The sequence below is a fragment of the Streptomyces peucetius genome, from assembly GCF_025854275.1.
GTDB lineage: Bacteria > Actinomycetota > Actinomycetes > Streptomycetales > Streptomycetaceae > Streptomyces > Streptomyces peucetius_A.
In genome coordinates, this window is the sequence record NZ_CP107567.1 from 4,408,320 (window position 1) to 4,424,144 (window position 15,825).

General features: G+C 71.1%; 20 protein-coding genes. 14 read left to right on the forward strand and 6 right to left on the reverse strand.

Going from position 1 to position 15,825, the window contains the following annotated elements; genetic code table 11:
- Nucleotides 1-189: 189 nt before the first annotated feature.
- A complete protein-coding gene (locus OGH68_RS20290) occupies nucleotides 190-2,274 on the forward strand; it encodes an FUSC family protein (RefSeq protein ID WP_264245967.1) in 2,085 nt (694 codons plus the stop codon).
- Between the two features lie 51 nt (nucleotides 2,275-2,325).
- Here OGH68_RS20290 and OGH68_RS20295 read toward each other — a convergent pair whose 3' ends face one another.
- The 3 genes from OGH68_RS20295 to rpmB are packed head-to-tail and all read right to left on the reverse strand — an operon-like array spanning nucleotide 2,326 to nucleotide 3,392.
- The gene (locus OGH68_RS20295) at nucleotides 2,326-2,811 is read right to left on the reverse strand and encodes a hypothetical protein (protein WP_264245969.1); all 486 of its coding nucleotides are present in this window, start codon (nucleotides 2,809-2,811) and stop codon (nucleotides 2,326-2,328) included.
- Nucleotides 2,812-2,850: 39 nt separating this feature from the next.
- A complete protein-coding gene (gene rpsN, locus OGH68_RS20300) occupies nucleotides 2,851-3,156 on the reverse strand; it encodes a 30S ribosomal protein S14 (protein ID WP_264245971.1) in 306 nt (101 codons plus the stop codon).
- The gene (gene rpmB / locus OGH68_RS20305) at nucleotides 3,156-3,392 is read right to left on the reverse strand and encodes a 50S ribosomal protein L28 (RefSeq protein ID WP_264245973.1); all 237 of its coding nucleotides are present in this window, start codon (nucleotides 3,390-3,392) and stop codon (nucleotides 3,156-3,158) included. The genes rpsN and rpmB overlap by 1 nt, the downstream gene beginning before the upstream one ends.
- 63 nt (nucleotides 3,393-3,455) lie before the next feature.
- Between rpmB and rpmG the strand changes: the two genes are divergently transcribed.
- From rpmG to OGH68_RS20330, 5 genes are all read left to right on the forward strand, one after another.
- Nucleotides 3,456-3,620 carry a 50S ribosomal protein L33 gene (gene rpmG / locus OGH68_RS20310; protein ID WP_005314221.1) on the forward strand — a complete coding sequence of 55 codons (165 nt, stop codon included), beginning with the start codon at nucleotides 3,456-3,458 and terminating at the stop codon, nucleotides 3,618-3,620.
- 3 nt (nucleotides 3,621-3,623) lie between these two features.
- Nucleotides 3,624-3,881 (forward strand): type B 50S ribosomal protein L31, encoded by a 258-nt coding sequence (locus tag OGH68_RS20315; protein ID WP_264245975.1) that lies wholly within the window; start codon nucleotides 3,624-3,626, stop codon nucleotides 3,879-3,881.
- The gene (locus OGH68_RS20320) at nucleotides 3,878-5,014 is read left to right on the forward strand and encodes a CobW family GTP-binding protein (protein WP_264245977.1); all 1,137 of its coding nucleotides are present in this window, start codon (nucleotides 3,878-3,880) and stop codon (nucleotides 5,012-5,014) included. The genes OGH68_RS20315 and OGH68_RS20320 overlap by 4 nt, the downstream gene beginning before the upstream one ends.
- Before the next feature lies 1 nt (nucleotide 5,015).
- Nucleotides 5,016-5,267 carry a 30S ribosomal protein S18 gene (rpsR, locus tag OGH68_RS20325; protein WP_264245978.1) on the forward strand — a complete coding sequence of 84 codons (252 nt, stop codon included), beginning with the start codon at nucleotides 5,016-5,018 and terminating at the stop codon, nucleotides 5,265-5,267.
- A gap of 204 nt (nucleotides 5,268-5,471) precedes the next feature.
- Nucleotides 5,472-5,714, forward strand: a complete 243-nt coding sequence (locus OGH68_RS20330) for a DUF397 domain-containing protein (protein WP_264245980.1) — start codon at nucleotides 5,472-5,474, stop codon at nucleotides 5,712-5,714.
- 91 nt (nucleotides 5,715-5,805) lie between these two features.
- Here OGH68_RS20330 and OGH68_RS20335 read toward each other — a convergent pair whose 3' ends face one another.
- Entirely contained in the window at nucleotides 5,806-6,300 is a 495-nt protein-coding gene (locus OGH68_RS20335; protein WP_264245983.1) for an ATP-binding protein, read from the reverse strand.
- 334 nt (nucleotides 6,301-6,634) lie between these two features.
- On the opposite strand from OGH68_RS20335, the gene OGH68_RS20340 reads away from it, so the two are divergent.
- The 3 genes from OGH68_RS20340 to OGH68_RS20350 all read left to right on the forward strand — a co-directional run bounded on the left by OGH68_RS20340 (nucleotide 6,635) and on the right by OGH68_RS20350 (nucleotide 9,762).
- The gene (locus tag OGH68_RS20340) at nucleotides 6,635-7,537 is read left to right on the forward strand and encodes a helix-turn-helix domain-containing protein (protein ID WP_264245984.1); all 903 of its coding nucleotides are present in this window, start codon (nucleotides 6,635-6,637) and stop codon (nucleotides 7,535-7,537) included.
- Nucleotides 7,538-7,599: 62 nt separating this feature from the next.
- Nucleotides 7,600-9,057: an aldehyde dehydrogenase family protein gene (locus tag OGH68_RS20345; RefSeq protein ID WP_264245986.1), complete on the forward strand. Its 1,458-nt coding sequence runs from the start codon at nucleotides 7,600-7,602 to the stop codon at nucleotides 9,055-9,057.
- Between the two features lie 123 nt (nucleotides 9,058-9,180).
- Nucleotides 9,181-9,762, forward strand: a complete 582-nt coding sequence (locus OGH68_RS20350; RefSeq protein WP_264245988.1) for a DinB family protein — start codon at nucleotides 9,181-9,183, stop codon at nucleotides 9,760-9,762.
- Between the two features lie 117 nt (nucleotides 9,763-9,879).
- On the opposite strand, the gene OGH68_RS20355 is transcribed toward OGH68_RS20350, so the two are convergent.
- A complete protein-coding gene (locus tag OGH68_RS20355; RefSeq protein ID WP_264245990.1) occupies nucleotides 9,880-10,581 on the reverse strand; it encodes a bleomycin resistance protein in 702 nt (233 codons plus the stop codon).
- Between the two features lie 43 nt (nucleotides 10,582-10,624).
- Here OGH68_RS20355 and OGH68_RS20360 point away from each other — a divergent pair, with 43 nt between their 5' ends.
- A complete protein-coding gene (locus OGH68_RS20360) occupies nucleotides 10,625-11,266 on the forward strand; it encodes a PadR family transcriptional regulator (RefSeq protein WP_264245993.1) in 642 nt (213 codons plus the stop codon).
- Between the two features lie 28 nt (nucleotides 11,267-11,294).
- Here the strand turns inward: OGH68_RS20360 and OGH68_RS20365 are convergent, their stop codons facing one another.
- Nucleotides 11,295-12,719, reverse strand: coding sequence for a glutamate decarboxylase (locus OGH68_RS20365; protein WP_264245996.1), 1,425 nt, complete (start codon nucleotides 12,717-12,719; stop codon nucleotides 11,295-11,297).
- A gap of 84 nt (nucleotides 12,720-12,803) precedes the next feature.
- On the opposite strand from OGH68_RS20365, the gene OGH68_RS20370 reads away from it, so the two are divergent.
- From OGH68_RS20370 to OGH68_RS20385, 4 genes are all read left to right on the forward strand, one after another.
- A complete protein-coding gene (locus tag OGH68_RS20370; protein ID WP_264245998.1) occupies nucleotides 12,804-13,562 on the forward strand; it encodes a MerR family transcriptional regulator in 759 nt (252 codons plus the stop codon).
- A 250-nt stretch (nucleotides 13,563-13,812) separates the two neighbouring features.
- Nucleotides 13,813-14,514, forward strand: a complete 702-nt coding sequence (locus OGH68_RS20375) for a DedA family protein (protein ID WP_264246000.1) — start codon at nucleotides 13,813-13,815, stop codon at nucleotides 14,512-14,514.
- A gap of 162 nt (nucleotides 14,515-14,676) precedes the next feature.
- Complete coding sequence (locus OGH68_RS20380; protein WP_264246003.1) at nucleotides 14,677-15,225, forward strand: RNA polymerase sigma factor; 549 nt, start codon at nucleotides 14,677-14,679, stop codon at nucleotides 15,223-15,225.
- Nucleotides 15,222-15,770, forward strand: a complete 549-nt coding sequence (locus tag OGH68_RS20385; RefSeq protein WP_264246005.1) for a transmembrane transport protein — start codon at nucleotides 15,222-15,224, stop codon at nucleotides 15,768-15,770. The genes OGH68_RS20380 and OGH68_RS20385 overlap by 4 nt, the downstream gene beginning before the upstream one ends.
- Nucleotides 15,771-15,825 lie beyond the last annotated feature (55 nt).

The following is a 15,825-nucleotide window of genomic DNA, read 5'->3' on the forward strand; positions in this document are numbered from 1 at the left end:
CGACGGGGACCCACCCCGTCGGGAGGCGGCCTCGCGCGGCGGCGCCGTCCGTAGCGGGGGAGCGACCGGGCCCGCCCCGGCCGGGGCGGCCTCGCGCGGCGGCCTCGTCGGTAGAGCGGGAGCGGCAGGCCTGCACGCCCCCGCCCGCACCGTCGGTGAAATGTCCGTGAAGGCCGTTACGCTCGCCCCATGAGCTGGCTCCGGGCGCTGAAGGAGACCGCCCGTTCGGGCCTGAAGATCGAGCGGCAGCGGCTGGAGCCCCTGGTCGCGGTCCGTGGTGCCGCCGGGCTCGCGCTCGTCGTCGGGGCCGCGCTCGTGTTCTTCGGGCCGGCCGTCGCGGTCAGTTCCGCCTTCGGGGCGTTCCAGGCGGCGATCGCCACCTTCCAGCGAAGCTGGCGGCCGCGGCCCGTTCTGGCGCTCGTCTCCGGGGCGACGCTCGCCGTCTCCACCTTCCTCGGCTACCTCACGGGCACCCACATCGCCCTGTTCGTGGCGCTGCTGACGCTGTGGACCTTCCTGGCCGGCCTGGCCTGGACCCTCGGACCGACCGTCGGGATCATCGCCGCCTCCAACGTCGCCATCATGCTGGTGACGGTCACCCTGCCCACCTCGGTCGCCGCCGCGGCAGGACACGCCGCCATGATCGCCGTCGGCGGGATCGTGCAGGCCCTCCTCATCGTGGTCTTTCCCGTACGCCGCTGGGGCGCGCAGCGCGACGCGCTGGCCGACGCGCTCGCCGCCGAGGCCGACTACGCGCGCAGGCTGCGGCGCGACCCGACCGCGTCGTTCGACCCGGCGCCGCTGATGCACGCCCGCAGTGCCGCGGCCGTCACCCCGAGGGAGGCCAGACGCAGGCCGGCCGAGTTGCACGGCACCCGGGGGGTCGCGGAACGCATCAGGCCCGTGCTCGCCTCGCTCGCCGACCCGGCCGTCGGCGTCCCCGCCGAGGGGCCGGCCCGCGACCGGGTGCGTGAACTCCTCGACGCAGCGGGCACCGTGCTCGACACCGCCGCGCACGCCGTGCGCCACGGGGAGGCGGTACGGGTACCGGCGGCCGCGGCCGCCGCCCTGCGGACGCCCGACACCGGCGCCGTCCTCTCGGGGCCGGCCCGCCGCGCCGCCCTGCGGCTGACCGTGCTGCTCGACGACGTCGTGGCCACGGCCCGCGGAGCGGGTACCTCGGACACCTCGGAGTCCGGCCACCGCACCCGGCAGGGGCTGCTGCGGCTGCTTCCCGGTGCGCTGCGTGCCGTACGGGGCGAGCTGCGCCCCGGCTCGCCGGTCCTGCGGCACGCGATCCGCTCCTCGGCCGTCGTGGCCGCCGGCTATCTGCTCGGCACGGTGCTCCCGTTCGGTCACGGCTACTGGGCGCCGCTGACGGCGGTCATGGTCATGCGCCCCGACTTCTCGCAGACGTACGGCCGTTCCGTCGCCCGGCTGTGCGGCACCCTCGTCGGGGTGGCCGTGGCGACCGCGGTGGTGCAGGCGGCCGATCCAGGCACCTATGTGAGTGCCGGCATCGCCGTCGTGTGCGCCTTCGGCATGTTTCTCGTGATGCGGACCGGTTACGCCGCGGCCAGCGTCTTCATCTCGGCGTATGTGGTCTTCCTCCTCGGCACCGGTGGCGAGGACTGGGCCCAGACCGTGCCCCAGCGGGTGCTGCTCACCCTCCTCGGCGGGCTGCTCGCGATGCTCGCCTACGCCGTGTACCCGGCGTGGGAGACCCCCCGGCTGCACCACCGTCTCGCGGACTGGCTGCTCGCCGACGGCCGTTACGCCGCGGCCGTCCTCGACCGCTACGCGGACCCCGCCGACACGGCCGACGTCCGCCGGGCGCTGCTCGCCTCACGCGACGCCCGTATCGCCTGGCGGGAGGCCCTGAAGAAGGCGCGGCACGAACCGGTGCGCTCGCGGGTGCTGTCCCGCGACACGGCGGACGCGGCGGGCCGCGCGCTCGCCCAGGCGGGCAGGGTCGCCATGCTCATCGAGGCGCATCTGCCGGAGTACGGCTCGCGCCGCGACACCGAGCCGGTCCCGGCAGCCGCCGCGCTGGCCGAGGTGCTGCGGCACGCCACCCAGGACGCCGCGGAGGCGGTACGCGCGCACCGGGTGCCGGACTGGGGATCCCTCCACGAGGTGGTGGACCGGTGGGGTACGAAGGAAACGACCGACGCGGTGCTGCGGGGCGGCGCCGTTCAACTGCTGGCCGCGCTGGACGCGCTGGCGGAAGCCCTCGCGGCCGCCCCGGGACGCCGGCGGGCCGCGGACCCGTGAGGGATCCGCGGCCCGGTGACGTGACGGGACGTCAGGTACGGCGGGTGGCCGTCAGGGGATCTGGAACTCCGTCGGCAGACCGGTCGGCAGGCCGTCGGGGAGCTCACCCTGGTCGATCTTCTTCAGGGTGTCCTTCTTACCGGCGTCCCAGGAGATGACCAGGGTCGTGCCGTCGTTGGACTCGACCGCGCCCGTCGTGCGGTCGGTGTTCCCGTCCGCGCACTTCAGCGACAGCATCTGCTTGCCCATGTCCTGCACCTCGCCGGTGCAGGTGTGTCCCTCCGCGACAAGCGTCGCCGTGCCCTGCTGGACGCTGAGCGCGACGGGGCCGGTGCTTCCGGTCGTGTCGGCCCAAGTGCCCTCGATGTCACGGCTCCTGCTCTCGCCGCCGCCGGTGTCGCCGCCGGTCTCCGTGGGAGAGGCCGAGGCCGCGGTGTCCTTGCCCGCGTCGTCGCTCTCGCCGCTGCCGCATCCGGTGAGCGCGAGGGCGGCGACGAGGCCCGCCGCGGCGGCCGTGGTCCGTACGAGCTTTCGCATGTGGTCGGTCCCCCTGATCGGTGCCAAGACCGCGCCAAGTTACCAGGAGGACTTGCGGACTCCGGGGAGGAATCCGGCATGGGCCTGCTCACGCACCCGCACCCTGGACAGCCCGAACTTCCGCAGGTGCCCGCGCGGCCGGCCGTCCACGCCGTCCCTGTTGCGGACGCGCGTCGGGCTCGCGTCACGCGGCTGACGGCGCAACTCCGCCTGCGCGGCCTGCCGGTCGGCCTCGCTCGTGCCCGGCATGCGCAGGATCTCCTTCAACTCCGCCCGCCGCGCGGCGTACCGCTCGACGACCTTCTTGCGGTGCTCGTTGCGTGCGACCTTGCTCTTCTTCGCCATCAGACCTTCACCCCCCGGGCACGGATGCGGGCCACCGCGGCTTCGACGCCGATGACGTCGATGGTCTTGACCGCCCGCGCGCTGAGCGTGAGGCGCACATGGCGGCCCTCGCTCGGGAGCCAGTACCGCTTGCGCTGGATGTTGGGGTCGAAGCGGCGGGACGTGCGCCGGTGGGAGTGGGAGATCCGATTGCCGAACCCGGGGACGGCCCCGGTCAGCATGCAGTGCGCGGACATGTGGTGATGCACCTCTCGTCGAGCAGGTTGGTAATGGAAATCATTTCCATTTATTCTAGCAACATGGCTCGCAACGACATCCGACCGGTCATCAAGCTCCGCTCCACCGCGGGCACCGGCTACACCTACGTGACCCGCAAGAACCGCCGTAACGACCCCGACCGGCTGACCCTGCGCAAGTACGACCCGGTCGCCGGCCGCCACGTGGACTTCCGAGAGGAGCGCTGACCGATGAAGCCGGACATCCACCCCCCGTACGGGCCGGTCGTCTTCCGTGACAAGGCCGCCGGCTTCGCCTTCCTCACCCGCTCGACCGCCACCAGTGACAGGACGGTCGACTGGGAGGACGGCAACACCTACCCGGTCATCGACGTGGAGATCTCGTCGGCGAGCCACCCCTTCTACACGGGCACGGCACGTGTCCTCGACACCGCCGGACGCGTCGAGCGCTTCGAGCGGCGTTACGGGCGTCACGGAGGCCGGGGGTGACGCTGCCCGTCGTGCTCGTCGGCGGACTGCACGCCGATGCCCGCCGGGCCACCGTGGAGCGGCTGCTGTCCACGGTGCCCGGCAGTGTCGCCCTCCATCACGACCTCGCGACGGCCGGGCTCGGCACGGTCGTCCGCACCGTCCGTGACACGCACGGCGTCCGCGACACCGGTGAGACGCCCCTCGTCAACGACTGCGCCTGCTGTGCGCTCCGTGAGGACCTGGTGCCCGAACTGGCCCGGCTCGCCGACGACGGCGCGACCCGCCTCGCGATCGTCGAACTGTGGGACTCCGTCGAGCCCAAGGCCATGGCGGAGGTCGTCGCCGCGCACGGCGGCGAACGCCTCGTGGTGACCTCGGTGATGACGGCCGTCGACCCCGCGCTGCTGCTGCCGTACCTCGGCAACGGTGACGACCTGTCGGAAGCGGGCCTGGCCGCGGCCGCCTCCGACCGTCGCACGATCGCCGACACCTGGGCGCGCCAGCTGGAGTACGCCCCGGTCCTCGCGGTCGTCGATGACGGCGAGGCCGACGAGGAGGACCGTGCGCTGCTGACCCAGCTGCACCCGACCGCCCGCCGCATCCCCGTGGACAGCGACGAGCTGGCCGCCGCGGCGGTCGGCGGGTTCGACGTGGAGGCGGCCGCGGCCGCGCAGCACCCGGCGTGCGCACTGCTGCCGCAGGAGGCGGACGACCACGGGGTCGCCACCTATGTGTGGCACCGCAGCCGCCCCTTCCACCCCGAGCGGCTCTACCAGGCACTGGAGGACCTCACCTGCGCCGCCGCCCGCAGCCGTGGCCGGTTCTGGCTCGCCGACCGGCCGGACACCCTGCTCGCCTGGGACGCGGCCGGAGGGGCGCTCTGTGTGGAGAGCGCGGGCCCCTGGCTCGCCTCGCTGCCGGACGCCGCGTGGGAGATGGTTCCGCCGGTGCGCAGGGCGGCCGCCGCGCTGGACTGGCACCCCGAGCACGGCGACTGCTGCCAGCACCTGGTGTTCACCTCACCGGGTCTCGACCGGGACGGACTCGAACAGCTCCTCGAGTCCTGCCTGCTGACCGATGCCGAGTACGCCGCGGGCCGGGAGGCCTGGAAGCGGCTGCCGCCCGCCTTCGACTCCCTCCTGGAGGTCTGACATGCCACCCCGCCGCTCCGACGCGCGCAAGCCGCTCACGCCCCGTCCGAATCCGCTGGACCGGGCGGGCATCACGTACATCGACTACAAGGACACCGATCTGCTGCGGAAGTTCATCTCGGACCGCGGGAAGATCCGCAGCCGCAGGGTGACCAAGGTGAGCGCCCAGCAGCAGCGCCAACTGGCCCGTGCCATCAAGAACGCCCGGGAGATGGCGCTGCTGCCGTACTCCTCCTCCGCTTCGGGCCGCTGAACGGGCGGGGCCGGATCCGACGGGTCGGGGATGGCACCGATCGCCGGGGGCAGACGTCTCTATGTCCGAGAGCTTCGGCTGTAACCGCGGGACCACCCCGCGTGCACGTGCATCTGCATATGCATCCGCGTCATGCATCTGCATATGAACGCAGCTATGATCCCGGATAGTTGACGTTTGTACCTTGCACCCCGGGAGCGACTTGTGCACCACGTGTACAACGGCATGGCGGCCACGGAGCTTCATGGGGTCGTCTGGCAGAAGAGCAGGCACAGCAACTCGCAGGGCTCGTGCGTGGAGTTCGCCAGACTGCCGGGCGGCGACGTTGCCATGCGCAATTCGCGGCACCCCGACGGGCCCGCGCTCGTCTACACGCCCGCCGAGATAGAGGCGCTGCTTCTCGGCGTCAAGGACGGCGAGTTCGACCACCTCGTCGCGGGAGCCTGACCGCTCGACCGCGACGGGCGCACCGTGGAGCGCAACGACGGATGCCGGGCCGGGGGAGTCCCCCGGCCCGGCATCCGTCTGCAGAGACGTCCTAACCCAGACGGAACAGCGCCCAGACCACCTTGCCGTGCAGGGATCCGGCGAGCGGGTGCCAGCCCCAGCCGTCGCTGAACGAGTCGACGAGGAACAGTCCGCGGCCGGACTCGGCGGAGAAGTCCTCGTCCGCCTTGCGTGACCGGGGGCCGTCATGGCTCGGGTCGCGCACCGCGCACACCAGGCGGCCGGTCCACCGCATCAGGTGCAGCCGTACCGCCCCTTCCCTGGTCGGCTCGCGCGACGGGCTCTCGGCCGGCAGCGCGTGCCGCAGGGCGTTGGTCACCAACTCGGAGACGACCAGCGCGACATCGTCGAACCGCTCGTCCAGATCCCACTGACCCAGCGTGCTCCTGGTGAACCGGCGGGCGCCGCGGACCGCCTCGAAGCGGGCGGGAAGGTTGCACGATGCCGTACTGGACACAGCCGCGGGGTCGATTGGAGGAAGCCCCTGCCTTAACGGCTCGAGCATGGTCGATCCATTCGGTCCCATGCGAGGCACTCCCGGGAATCGCGGCTGTGACGCTACAACACGAACGAGCACGCAGGTGCGCGGCCACCATGGTTCCCAATGCGAAGGGCAGATGCAAGGGCAGATGCACGTGCACGCGCCGGACCTGTCCGGCCCCGTGCCGTTTGTTGCTCATTTCTTCCGTGTATTTCTTGCGCTTCCCCGCCCCCGGCCTTTCCATTTCCGTAACCGGATGAGTACGCGCTGAAGCGTTTTGGTGGCACAATCCGGCTCTTGGGGCCCGGGGGGAGCCCCCGGCAGCATCGGGACGAGTGCACAGAGCGAAGCGCAAAAGGGATTGGGGAGGGTCGGAGTCGTGGCGGCAGGCGAGGCCGAGTGGTCCTGGGGACAAACCCGCACCGAGGGTCCGGGCGGAGGTTCGGTGGTGCGGCGCATCCTGCTGGGTTCACAGCTCAGAAGGCTGAGGGAGTCGCGGGGCATCACGCGAGAGGCGGCCGGCTACTCGATCCGTGCGTCCGAATCCAAGATCAGCCGTATGGAGTTGGGCCGGGTGAGCTTCAAGGCGCGCGACGTCGAGGATCTGCTGACCCTCTACGGCGTGGCCGACGACGGTGAGCGCGCCGCACTACTCGGACTCGCCAAGGAGGCCAATGTCACCGGCTGGTGGCACAGCTTCGGCGACGTGCTGCCCGGCTGGTTCCAGACATACATCGGCCTCGAGGGCGCCGCCTCGCTGATCCGCATCTACGAGGTGCAGTTCGTGCACGGGCTCCTGCAGACCGAGTCGTACGCGCACGCCGTCGTCGCCCGCGGAATGCCCGACGCCCCGCCGGCCGAGATCGACCGCCGGGTCGCGCTGCGCCTGGAGCGGCAGAAGACCCTCGTTTCCGAACGCGCTCCGCAACTGCACGTCGTACTGGACGAGGCGGCCCTGCGCCGCCCGTACGGCGACCGGGCGGTGATGCAGGCCCAGCTGCGTCATCTGATCGAGGTCTCCGAGCACCCCAACATCAGGATCCAGGTGATGCCGTTCAGCTTCGGCGGGCACGCCGGTGAGAGCGGCACCTTCACCATGCTGCGCTTCCCGGAGTCGGACCTCTCCGACATCGTCTATCTGGAACAGCTGACCAGCGCGCTGTACGTGGACAAGCGCGAAGAGGTCGCCCAGTACGAGCGGGTGATGGAGCGGCTCGCACAGGACAGTCCGGATCCGGCCGAGACCCGTGATCTTCTTCGGGGGCTCCTTCAACTCATCTGAAACATAAGTACGATGACGCCACATCAGCCTTCCGCGCCCGTGCCTCTGGAGTAAGGGATCACATGGCCTTCTTCACCGATCTGGCCCAGCAGTACATAGACGGCGAGTGGAGGCCCGGCAGCGGCTCCTGGGACATCATCGACTTCAATCCGTACGACGGTGAGAAGCTCGCGTCGATCCCCGTGGCCACGGCCGACGAGGTGGATCTGGCCTACCGGGCGGCGGAGCGCGCGCAGCGGGAGTGGGCCGGGATCAACCCGTACGCCCGCCGGACGGTCTTCGAGCGGGCCCTGCGGATCATCGAGGACCGTGAGGAGGAGATCGCGGAGACGATCGTCGCCGAGCTCGGCGGCACGCGTCTCAAGGCGGCCTTCGAACTCCACCTCGCCAAGGAGTTCCTGCGCGAGGCGGTGAATCTGTCGCTGCGGCCCGAGGGCCGCATCCTGCCCTCGCCGGTGGACGGCAAGGAGAACCGCGTCTACCGCGTCCCGGTCGGTGTCGTCGGCGTCATCAGCCCCTTCAACTTCCCCTTCCTGCTGTCGATCAAGTCGGTCGCCCCGGCGCTGGCCCTCGGCAACGCCGTCGTCCTCAAGCCGCACCAGAACACTCCGATCTGCGGCGGCTCGCTGGTGGCCAAGGTCTTCGAGGACGCGGGGCTGCCGGCCGGGCTGCTGAACGTCGTGATCACGGACATAGCCGAGATAGGCGATGCGCTCATCGCGCACCCGGTCCCCAAGACGATCTCCTTCACCGGCTCGGACAAGGTCGGCCGCCACGTCGCCACGGTCTGCGCCGCCAACTTCAAGCACGCCGTCCTCGAACTCGGCGGCAACAGCGCGCTGATCGTGCTCGACGACGCCGACATCGACTACGCGGTGGACGCCGCGGTCTTCAGCCGTTACGTCCACCAGGGCCAGGTCTGCATGGCGGCCAACCGCATCCTGGTGGACCGCTCGGTCGAGAAGGAGTTCACCGAGAAGTTCGTCGCCAAGGTGCGCACCCTCAAGGTCGGCGACCCCGCCGACCCGGCCACCCACATCGGGCCGCTCATCAACTCCTCCCAGGCGGACGCGGTCTCCTCGCTGGTCGACCAGACCGTCGAGGCCGGCGCGACGGCCCTGCTGCACGGCACCGCCGAGGGCAACCTGGTCTCCCCGTCGGTACTGACGGGGCTCCCCGCCGACTCGCCGGTCCTGTCCCAGGAGATCTTCGGCCCGGTGGCGCTGATCATCCCCTTCGACGGCGAGGACGAGGCGGTCAGGATCGCCAACGACACCCCGTACGGGCTGAGCGGCGCCGTGCACACCGGTGATGTGGAGCGCGGCGTGCGGCTCGCCATGCGGGTGGACACCGGCATGATCCACATCAATGACGGCACCGTCCACGACGAGCCGATCGTGCCCTTCGGCGGGGAGAAGCGGTCCGGTCTCGGCCGGCTGAACGGCGACTCGATGCTCGACGCGTTCACCACCCAGAAGTGGATCTCGGTGCAGTACGGCCGCTCGCGTTTCCCGTTCTGAGAAATCCTTCCGACGCCCGGGCCCTTGCGGACAGAACCTGACCGCAAGGGCCCGTGGCTTGTGAGTAGTCGGCAGGAGGGCGGACGGCTCCCTCCCGGGCATCACGAACCGAAGGCGGACACCATGGTCACTCACGTTCCCGCAGAGGCTCACGGCGACGAGCGCGGCGCGCTCCTCTCCTTCGTCGAGGCGCAGCGCGGCGCGATCCGGCGCTCGGTCCTCGGGCTGACCGAGGAGCAGGCGGCGAGCCGGCCGAGCACCAGCGAGCTGTCGCTGTCCGGGCTGCTCAAGCATGTGGCCGAAGTGGAGCTGACCTGGCTGCGGATGGCGCAGCAGCGGCTGGGGGCACCTCCCAGCGGCAGCGCTGGGGGAGAGAAGCAGCGCACCGAGGAGACCTGGGGTGACGGTTTCCGGCTCGTCGGCGACGAGACGGTCCCCGGGATGCTGGCCTTCTGGGACTCGGTCGCCAAGGAGACCGAGGCGTTCGTCCGCACGGTGCCGAGCCTGGACGACACCTTCCCGCTGCCCCCGGCGCCCTGGTTCCCCAAGGACGGCCGGGTCTCGATGCGCTGGCTGATGATGCACCTCGTCGAGGAGATCGCCCGGCACGCGGGCCACGCGGACATCATCCGCGAGTCCCTGGACGGCAAGGGTGCCTTCGACCTGATCGCCCTGGAGAGCGGCCGGAGCGGCGACAGCGGCTGACGGGGCCGGGGCCCCGGTCCGGGCCGGGTGCGGGCCGGCCGGGGCGAGGCCTCGGGAGTGGAGGCCCGGTCCGGGCCGGCCGGGGCGGATGGCCCGGGCCCGGTCCGGAGACCTGCCTCATGCCCGCAGCTCGGCCAGCCGGGCCAGGGCGTCCTGTGCGGCGTCCCGCTCCCCGGCGCCGAGCCGCAGCGCCGCCGCCTGCTCGAGCAGCCGGCGGGCGAGGGGTTCGTCGCCGAGCCGCCGAGCGACGTCGGCGCGCAGGACCAGCAGCCTCAGGTGCTGCACGGCGGTGGGGCGCTCGCCCTCCTGCGCCAGCGCGTGGTCGACGATCCTGGCCGCGCCCGGAAGATCCTGCTTGGAGTCGGCGAACAGATCGGCCAGATGCAGTGCGCGGGCGAACGTCTCCCTGGGCACCGGCCGCAGGCTCGGGTCGTCGCTGACCGGCCGGCCGACCCGGATGGTGTTGCCGCCCGGGTCGGTCATCAGGAACTGCCGCATCCCGTACGACATGTCCTTCAGCGGGCCGATGCGCGGCAGCCCCCGGGTGGGGATCCGGCCGTAGGCCGCCTTGAGCCCGGCGCGGAACGTCGCGTGGAGGGCGTCGACGTCGTCGGTGACGACATAGCAGCCGGAATAGGACTCCGCCGGGTCGTACTGTTTCATGCCGAAGAACTGCAGCTGCACGGGGCCGCGCTCGACCACCGCGTAGGGGTAGGGGCTGCGCTGTACGAAAGTCGTCCCGAAACCCAGAGCGGTGTAGAAATCGACCACCGGCTGGATCGTCCGGCAGGGCAGGAGCGGGATGGTCCTCTCGGTCATGACGAATACTCTAGTCAAAGTTGAATAGAAGGGAAGCCGGGTGATGTCTGCCATCCGCCTGCTGGTCCTGGGCGCCGTGCGCCAGCACGGCCGGGCCCACGGTTACCAGGTACGCAACGACCTGGAGTACTGGGGAGCCCACGAGTGGTCGAACGCCAAGCCCGGCTCGATCTACCACGCGCTCAAACAGATGGCGAAGCAGGGACTGCTGCACGCGCACGAGGTCGCGCCCTCCACGGCCGGCGGCCCGCCGCGTACCGAGTACGAGATCACGGAGAAGGGCACCGAGGCGTACTTCGAGCTGCTGCGCGAGTCGCTGACCGCATACGACGAGAAGATGGACGTGCTCTCCGCGGCCGTCGGCTTCGTCGTCGACCTGCCGCGGGCGGAAGCCGTCGAGCTGCTCGAGCAGCGGGTGCGCGGCATCGAGCAGTGGCGCGCCTCGGTCACCGAGTACTACACGCCGGAGGAAGGGCCCGAGTCGCTCGGGCACATCGGCGAGATCATGAATATGTGGGTCTCGTCCGCGGACTGGGGCGCCGAGTGGACCCGTGGCCTGATCCGGCGGATCGAGGCCGGGGCGTACACCTTCGCGGGCGAGGGCGAGCCGTTCGTCGGGGTGCTCGCGGAAGGCGAGGAGAACCCGTACGCGACGGGTGAGCCGCACGAGGGGGACACCCGCTGAGCGGCGTGGACCGGCTGGTCGCTCGGCGTCAGTGGTGGAACGGCGTGGCCGGTTCCCGCTCCGCGCTCGCCGGGTGCGCCTGGCGCCGCAGATCCGGCAGCAGCATGCGCAGATCCTCAAGCAGCAGCGCCGCCAGGTCCGCCGAGAACCCGTTGCGGCAGACGATCCGCAGCACCGAGAGATCCTCCCGGTTGGCCGGGAAGGTGTACGCCGGCACCAGCCACCCCTTCTCCCGCAGCCGCCGGGACACGTCGAAGACGTCGAACGACGTCACCCCGGGCGCGGTCGTGAACGCGAAGACGGGCAGTTGGTCCCCACGGGTCAGCAGCCGGAAGTCGCCCAGCGCCCCGATCCGCTCGGCGAGCCCCGTCGCGACGTCCCGTGCCGTCTGCTGGACGGCGCGGTAGCCCAGCCGCCCGAGCCGCAGGAAGGTGTAGTACTGCGCCACCACCTGCGCGCCGGGGCGGGAGAAGTTGAGGGCGAAGGTCGGCATGTCACCGCCCAGGTAGTTCACCCGGAACACGAGTTCCTCGGGGAGCGCCTCCTGCGAACGCCACAGCGCCCAGCCCACGCCCGGGTAGACCAGCCCGTACTTGTGCCCGGAGGTGTTGATCGAGGACACCCGCGGCAGCCGGAAGTCCCAGACCAGCTCCTCGTCGAGGAATGGGGCGACCATCGCGCCCGACGCGCCGTCGACATGGACGGGGATGTCGAGACCCGTGCGCTTCTGGAGGGCGTCCAGCGCGGCACAGACCTCGCCCACCGGCTCGTACGAACCGTCGAAGGTCGAGCCGAGCACCGCCACCACACCGATGGTGTTCTCGTCGCACAGCTCGGCCGCGGCCTGCGGATCGAGGTGGAAGCGGTCGCCCTCCATCGGCACGAGCCGCGCCTCGACCTCCCAGAAGTTGCAGAACTTGTCCCAGCACACCTGCACATTGACGCCCATGACCAGATTGGGGCGGGCCCCGCCCCGGTACCGGTCGGCGTTCCGGTTCGTCCAGCGGCGCTTGAGCGCCATCCCGGCGAGCATGCACGCCTCGCTCGACCCGGTCGTCGAGCAGCCGACCGCGGCGGTGGGGTCCGGCGCGTGCCACAGGTCGGCGAGCATGGCCACACAGCGCCGCTCCAGCTCGGCCGTACGCGGGTACTCGTCCTTGTCGATCATGTTCTTGTCGCGGCACTCCGCCATCAGATCCGTCGCCTGCCCCTCCATCCAGGTGGTGACGAATGTGGCGAGGTTGAGCCGGGAGTTGCCGTCGAGCATCAGCTCGTCGTGCACCAGCTGATACGCGGTGGGAGGCGGCATGGGGCCGTCCGGGAGCCGGTGCGTGGGCGGGGCCGACGTCATCCGGCCGACCGGGTCGGCGAGGCCGAAGAAGGGGTTGACCGACAGCCTGCGCTGCTCCGGCTCGTGGTCCTCGGTACCGGTGGTGCCCTGGTGGAGTGCCATAGGTCTCAGGCTGATACGGGCTTGCACCTCACGCAACGTGAGGCAGCACGCTGGGTTCGTCACGGAAACGAAGGAGTGAAGGCGATGAGCTGGTCCGTGGGACAGGTCGCCCGATTCGCCGGAGTCACGGTGCGCACCCTGCACCACTACGACGAGATCGGACTGCTGCGCCCGAGCGGGCGGAGCGGATCGGGGCACCGGCGGTACGACGACGCCGACCTCGACCGGCTCCAGCAGATCCTGTTCTACCGGGAGCTCGGCTTTCCCCTCGAAGAGGTGGCGGCACTCCTGGACGACCCTGACGTGGACCCGCGGGCCCACCTGGCGCGGCAGCACGAGCTGCTCTCCGCCCGGATCACCAAGCTGCAGGAGATGGCCGCCGCCGTGGAGCGAGCCATGGAGGCGAAGAAGATGGGCATCAACCTCACGCCCGAGGAGAAGTTCGAGGTCTTCGGTGACTTCGACCCCGACGAGTACGCGGAGGAGACCGAGCGGCGCTGGGGCGGCACCGACGCCTACGAGGAGTCCCGGCGCCGTGCGGCGTCGTACACGAAGGAGGACTGGCAGCGCATCCAGCGCGAGGCCGACGAGATCACCCGCCGCTTCGTCGCGCTGATGGAGGCCGGTGAGGAGCCGGAGTCCGAGGCCGCGATGGACGCGGCGGAGGAGCACCGCCAGTGGCTCAGCCGCAACCACTACGACTGCACGTACGAGATCCACACCGGCCTCGCCGAGATGTACGTCGCGGACGAGCGGTTCACCCGCAACATCGACCAGGCGAGGCCGGGCCTCGCGGCCTACGAGCGGGAGGCGATCCTCGCGAACGCGGTCCGGCACCTCTGAGCCGGGCCCGCGGGCGGGCCCCGGGGCCCGCCCGCGGGCCCCGTGGCGGCACGAGCGGGCCCACGGGGAGCCTGGGCCCGCCCGGGTGCCGGCGCGACGGGTGAGGCCCACGGTGCGAAACGGCCCCGTGGCCCTGCGTCCGCGGGCATCGCGCGCGCGGACGGTGGAACGCGGCGCCTTCCGCAGGCGTTGATAGCTTTGGGCAGCCGTCCCCATGCCGATGACTATCACCCACAGGAGCCCGGACCTCGTGAACACCCTTGCGCTCGGACCGAGCTGGCTCGACCCGGACTACCTGATCACCACCTTCGGACTGATCGGCGTGCTGGTCATCGTCTTCGCCGAGTCCGGTCTGCTGATCGGGTTCTTCCTCCCCGGCGACTCGCTGCTGTTCACCACGGGGCTCCTGGTGACCACCGACGTGATCAAGCAGCCGCTGTGGCTGGTCTGCACCCTCGTGGTGCTCGCCGCGGTCATCGGTGACCAGGTCGGCTACCTCTTCGGCCGCAAGGTCGGCCCCGCCCTCTTCAAGCGCCCCGACTCCAGACTCTTCAAGCAGGAGAACGTGGAGAAGGCGCACGAGTTCTTCGAGAAGTACGGCCCCAAGTCGCTGGTGCTGGCCCGCTTCGTGCCCATCGTGCGCACGTTCACGCCGATCATCGCCGGTGTGAGCCGGATGAACTACCGCTCCTTCGTCACGTTCAACATCATCGGCGGTGTCCTGTGGGGAGCCGGCGTCACCCTGCTCGGCGCCGCGCTCGGCAAGGTCGACTTCGTCCACAAGAACATCGAGGCGATCCTGATCCTGATCGTCCTGATCTCGGTCCTCCCGATCGTCGTCGAGTTCCTGCGGGCCCGCTCCAAGAACAAGAAGGCGGCCGCCGCGTCCGCCGCCGCCGACACCGAGATCCCGCCGTCGTCCCCGCGCGGCGGCCGTCACGCCAAGCGCTGACGTACCTGCGGCCGGTGCCCCGGCTCCCTGCCCCCGTCTCGCCTCCGATCGCAGAAGGCTCCGGTCCTGACCTGTCGCTCGGGCCCCAGTGAACCTCTTCCGCCCCCCACACCGACTGTCCCGGTGACACATGAAGCGGGACAGTCGGGACAGGGGGGTGCGGTGAGCGGCGACAGGCCACACGACGCGCTGCTGGTGGTGCGCTGCCGGCTCGGGGAGCGGGAAGCCCTCCGTGAGCTGGTGTGCGAGTGGCACGCCCCCGTTCGGCGCTACCTGCTGGGCATGGTCGGCTCACCCGGCCTCGCGGACGACCTCGCCCAGGAGACGTGGGTCGCCGTGATGCGCGGGCTGCCGCGGCTGCGGCAGCCGGAGCGGTTCGCCCCGTGGCTGTTCACCATCGCCCGGCGGGCAGTCGCCGATCACTTGCGGCAGGCGTACCGGGCCCCGGAAACGTCCATGGAGGACGCGGGCGCCGTCGTCGATGACGGCGACGCCCTCGGTGGCGTGCTGACCACGATGCAGATCGAGGCCGGCCTCACCGGACTGCCGCCCCTGGAACGCGAGGCGTTGATCCTCTTCCACCTCCAGGATCTGCCTCTGGCCGTCTGCGCCGAGGTGCTCGGCGTACCGCCCGGCACGGTGAAGAGCAGGTTGTACCGTGCGCGCCGCATGCTGCGGAGCATCCTTGTCGAGAGGGGATACGAGGCATGAGAGAGCACGACCCCGCCCCTCGGCGGGGCGTCCCCGAGGAACTGGAGCGCGCGCTGGCCGCGGAGGTCTCGCTGGGCTCCCGAATGCGCCATGTGGCGGTGGGACTGGCGGGAGGGTGCGGGGCGGCACTGATCGCGGTGCTGTGGGCCACCGAGCCGCACCCGCTTCCGGTACGCACCCGGGCCGCCTTCGCCGGACTGATCGCCGTCGGGCTGGCCTGGGCCGCCTTCGCCGGCTGGATCCTGAGCAGGCGCAAACCGCTCTTCGCCCGGGACCGGGTGCTGGGGGCCCGGCTCGCGCTCGCGGTCACCGTGGTGACCGGCGCCGCGGGGACGGCCCTGGCGGCGGCACGCGCCACCACCGCCGGGGCCCTGGCGACCGCCCTTGCGGGTGTCGCCCTCATCGGGGCCGCGGCACTCGTCCTGGTCCGGGCGCACTCCCACCGCCGCGAGCTGCTGCGGCTGCGGGACGCCCTGCGCCAGAACGCCCCGCAACCTCCGAGCGCACCCGGTCCGGCATCGAGATCGTCGAGGAGGTCGCCTTGAACAACAACATTCCGCCTGTCGGCCCGTTGGCCCTTGCTCTCCGCCTCCGCGGCGT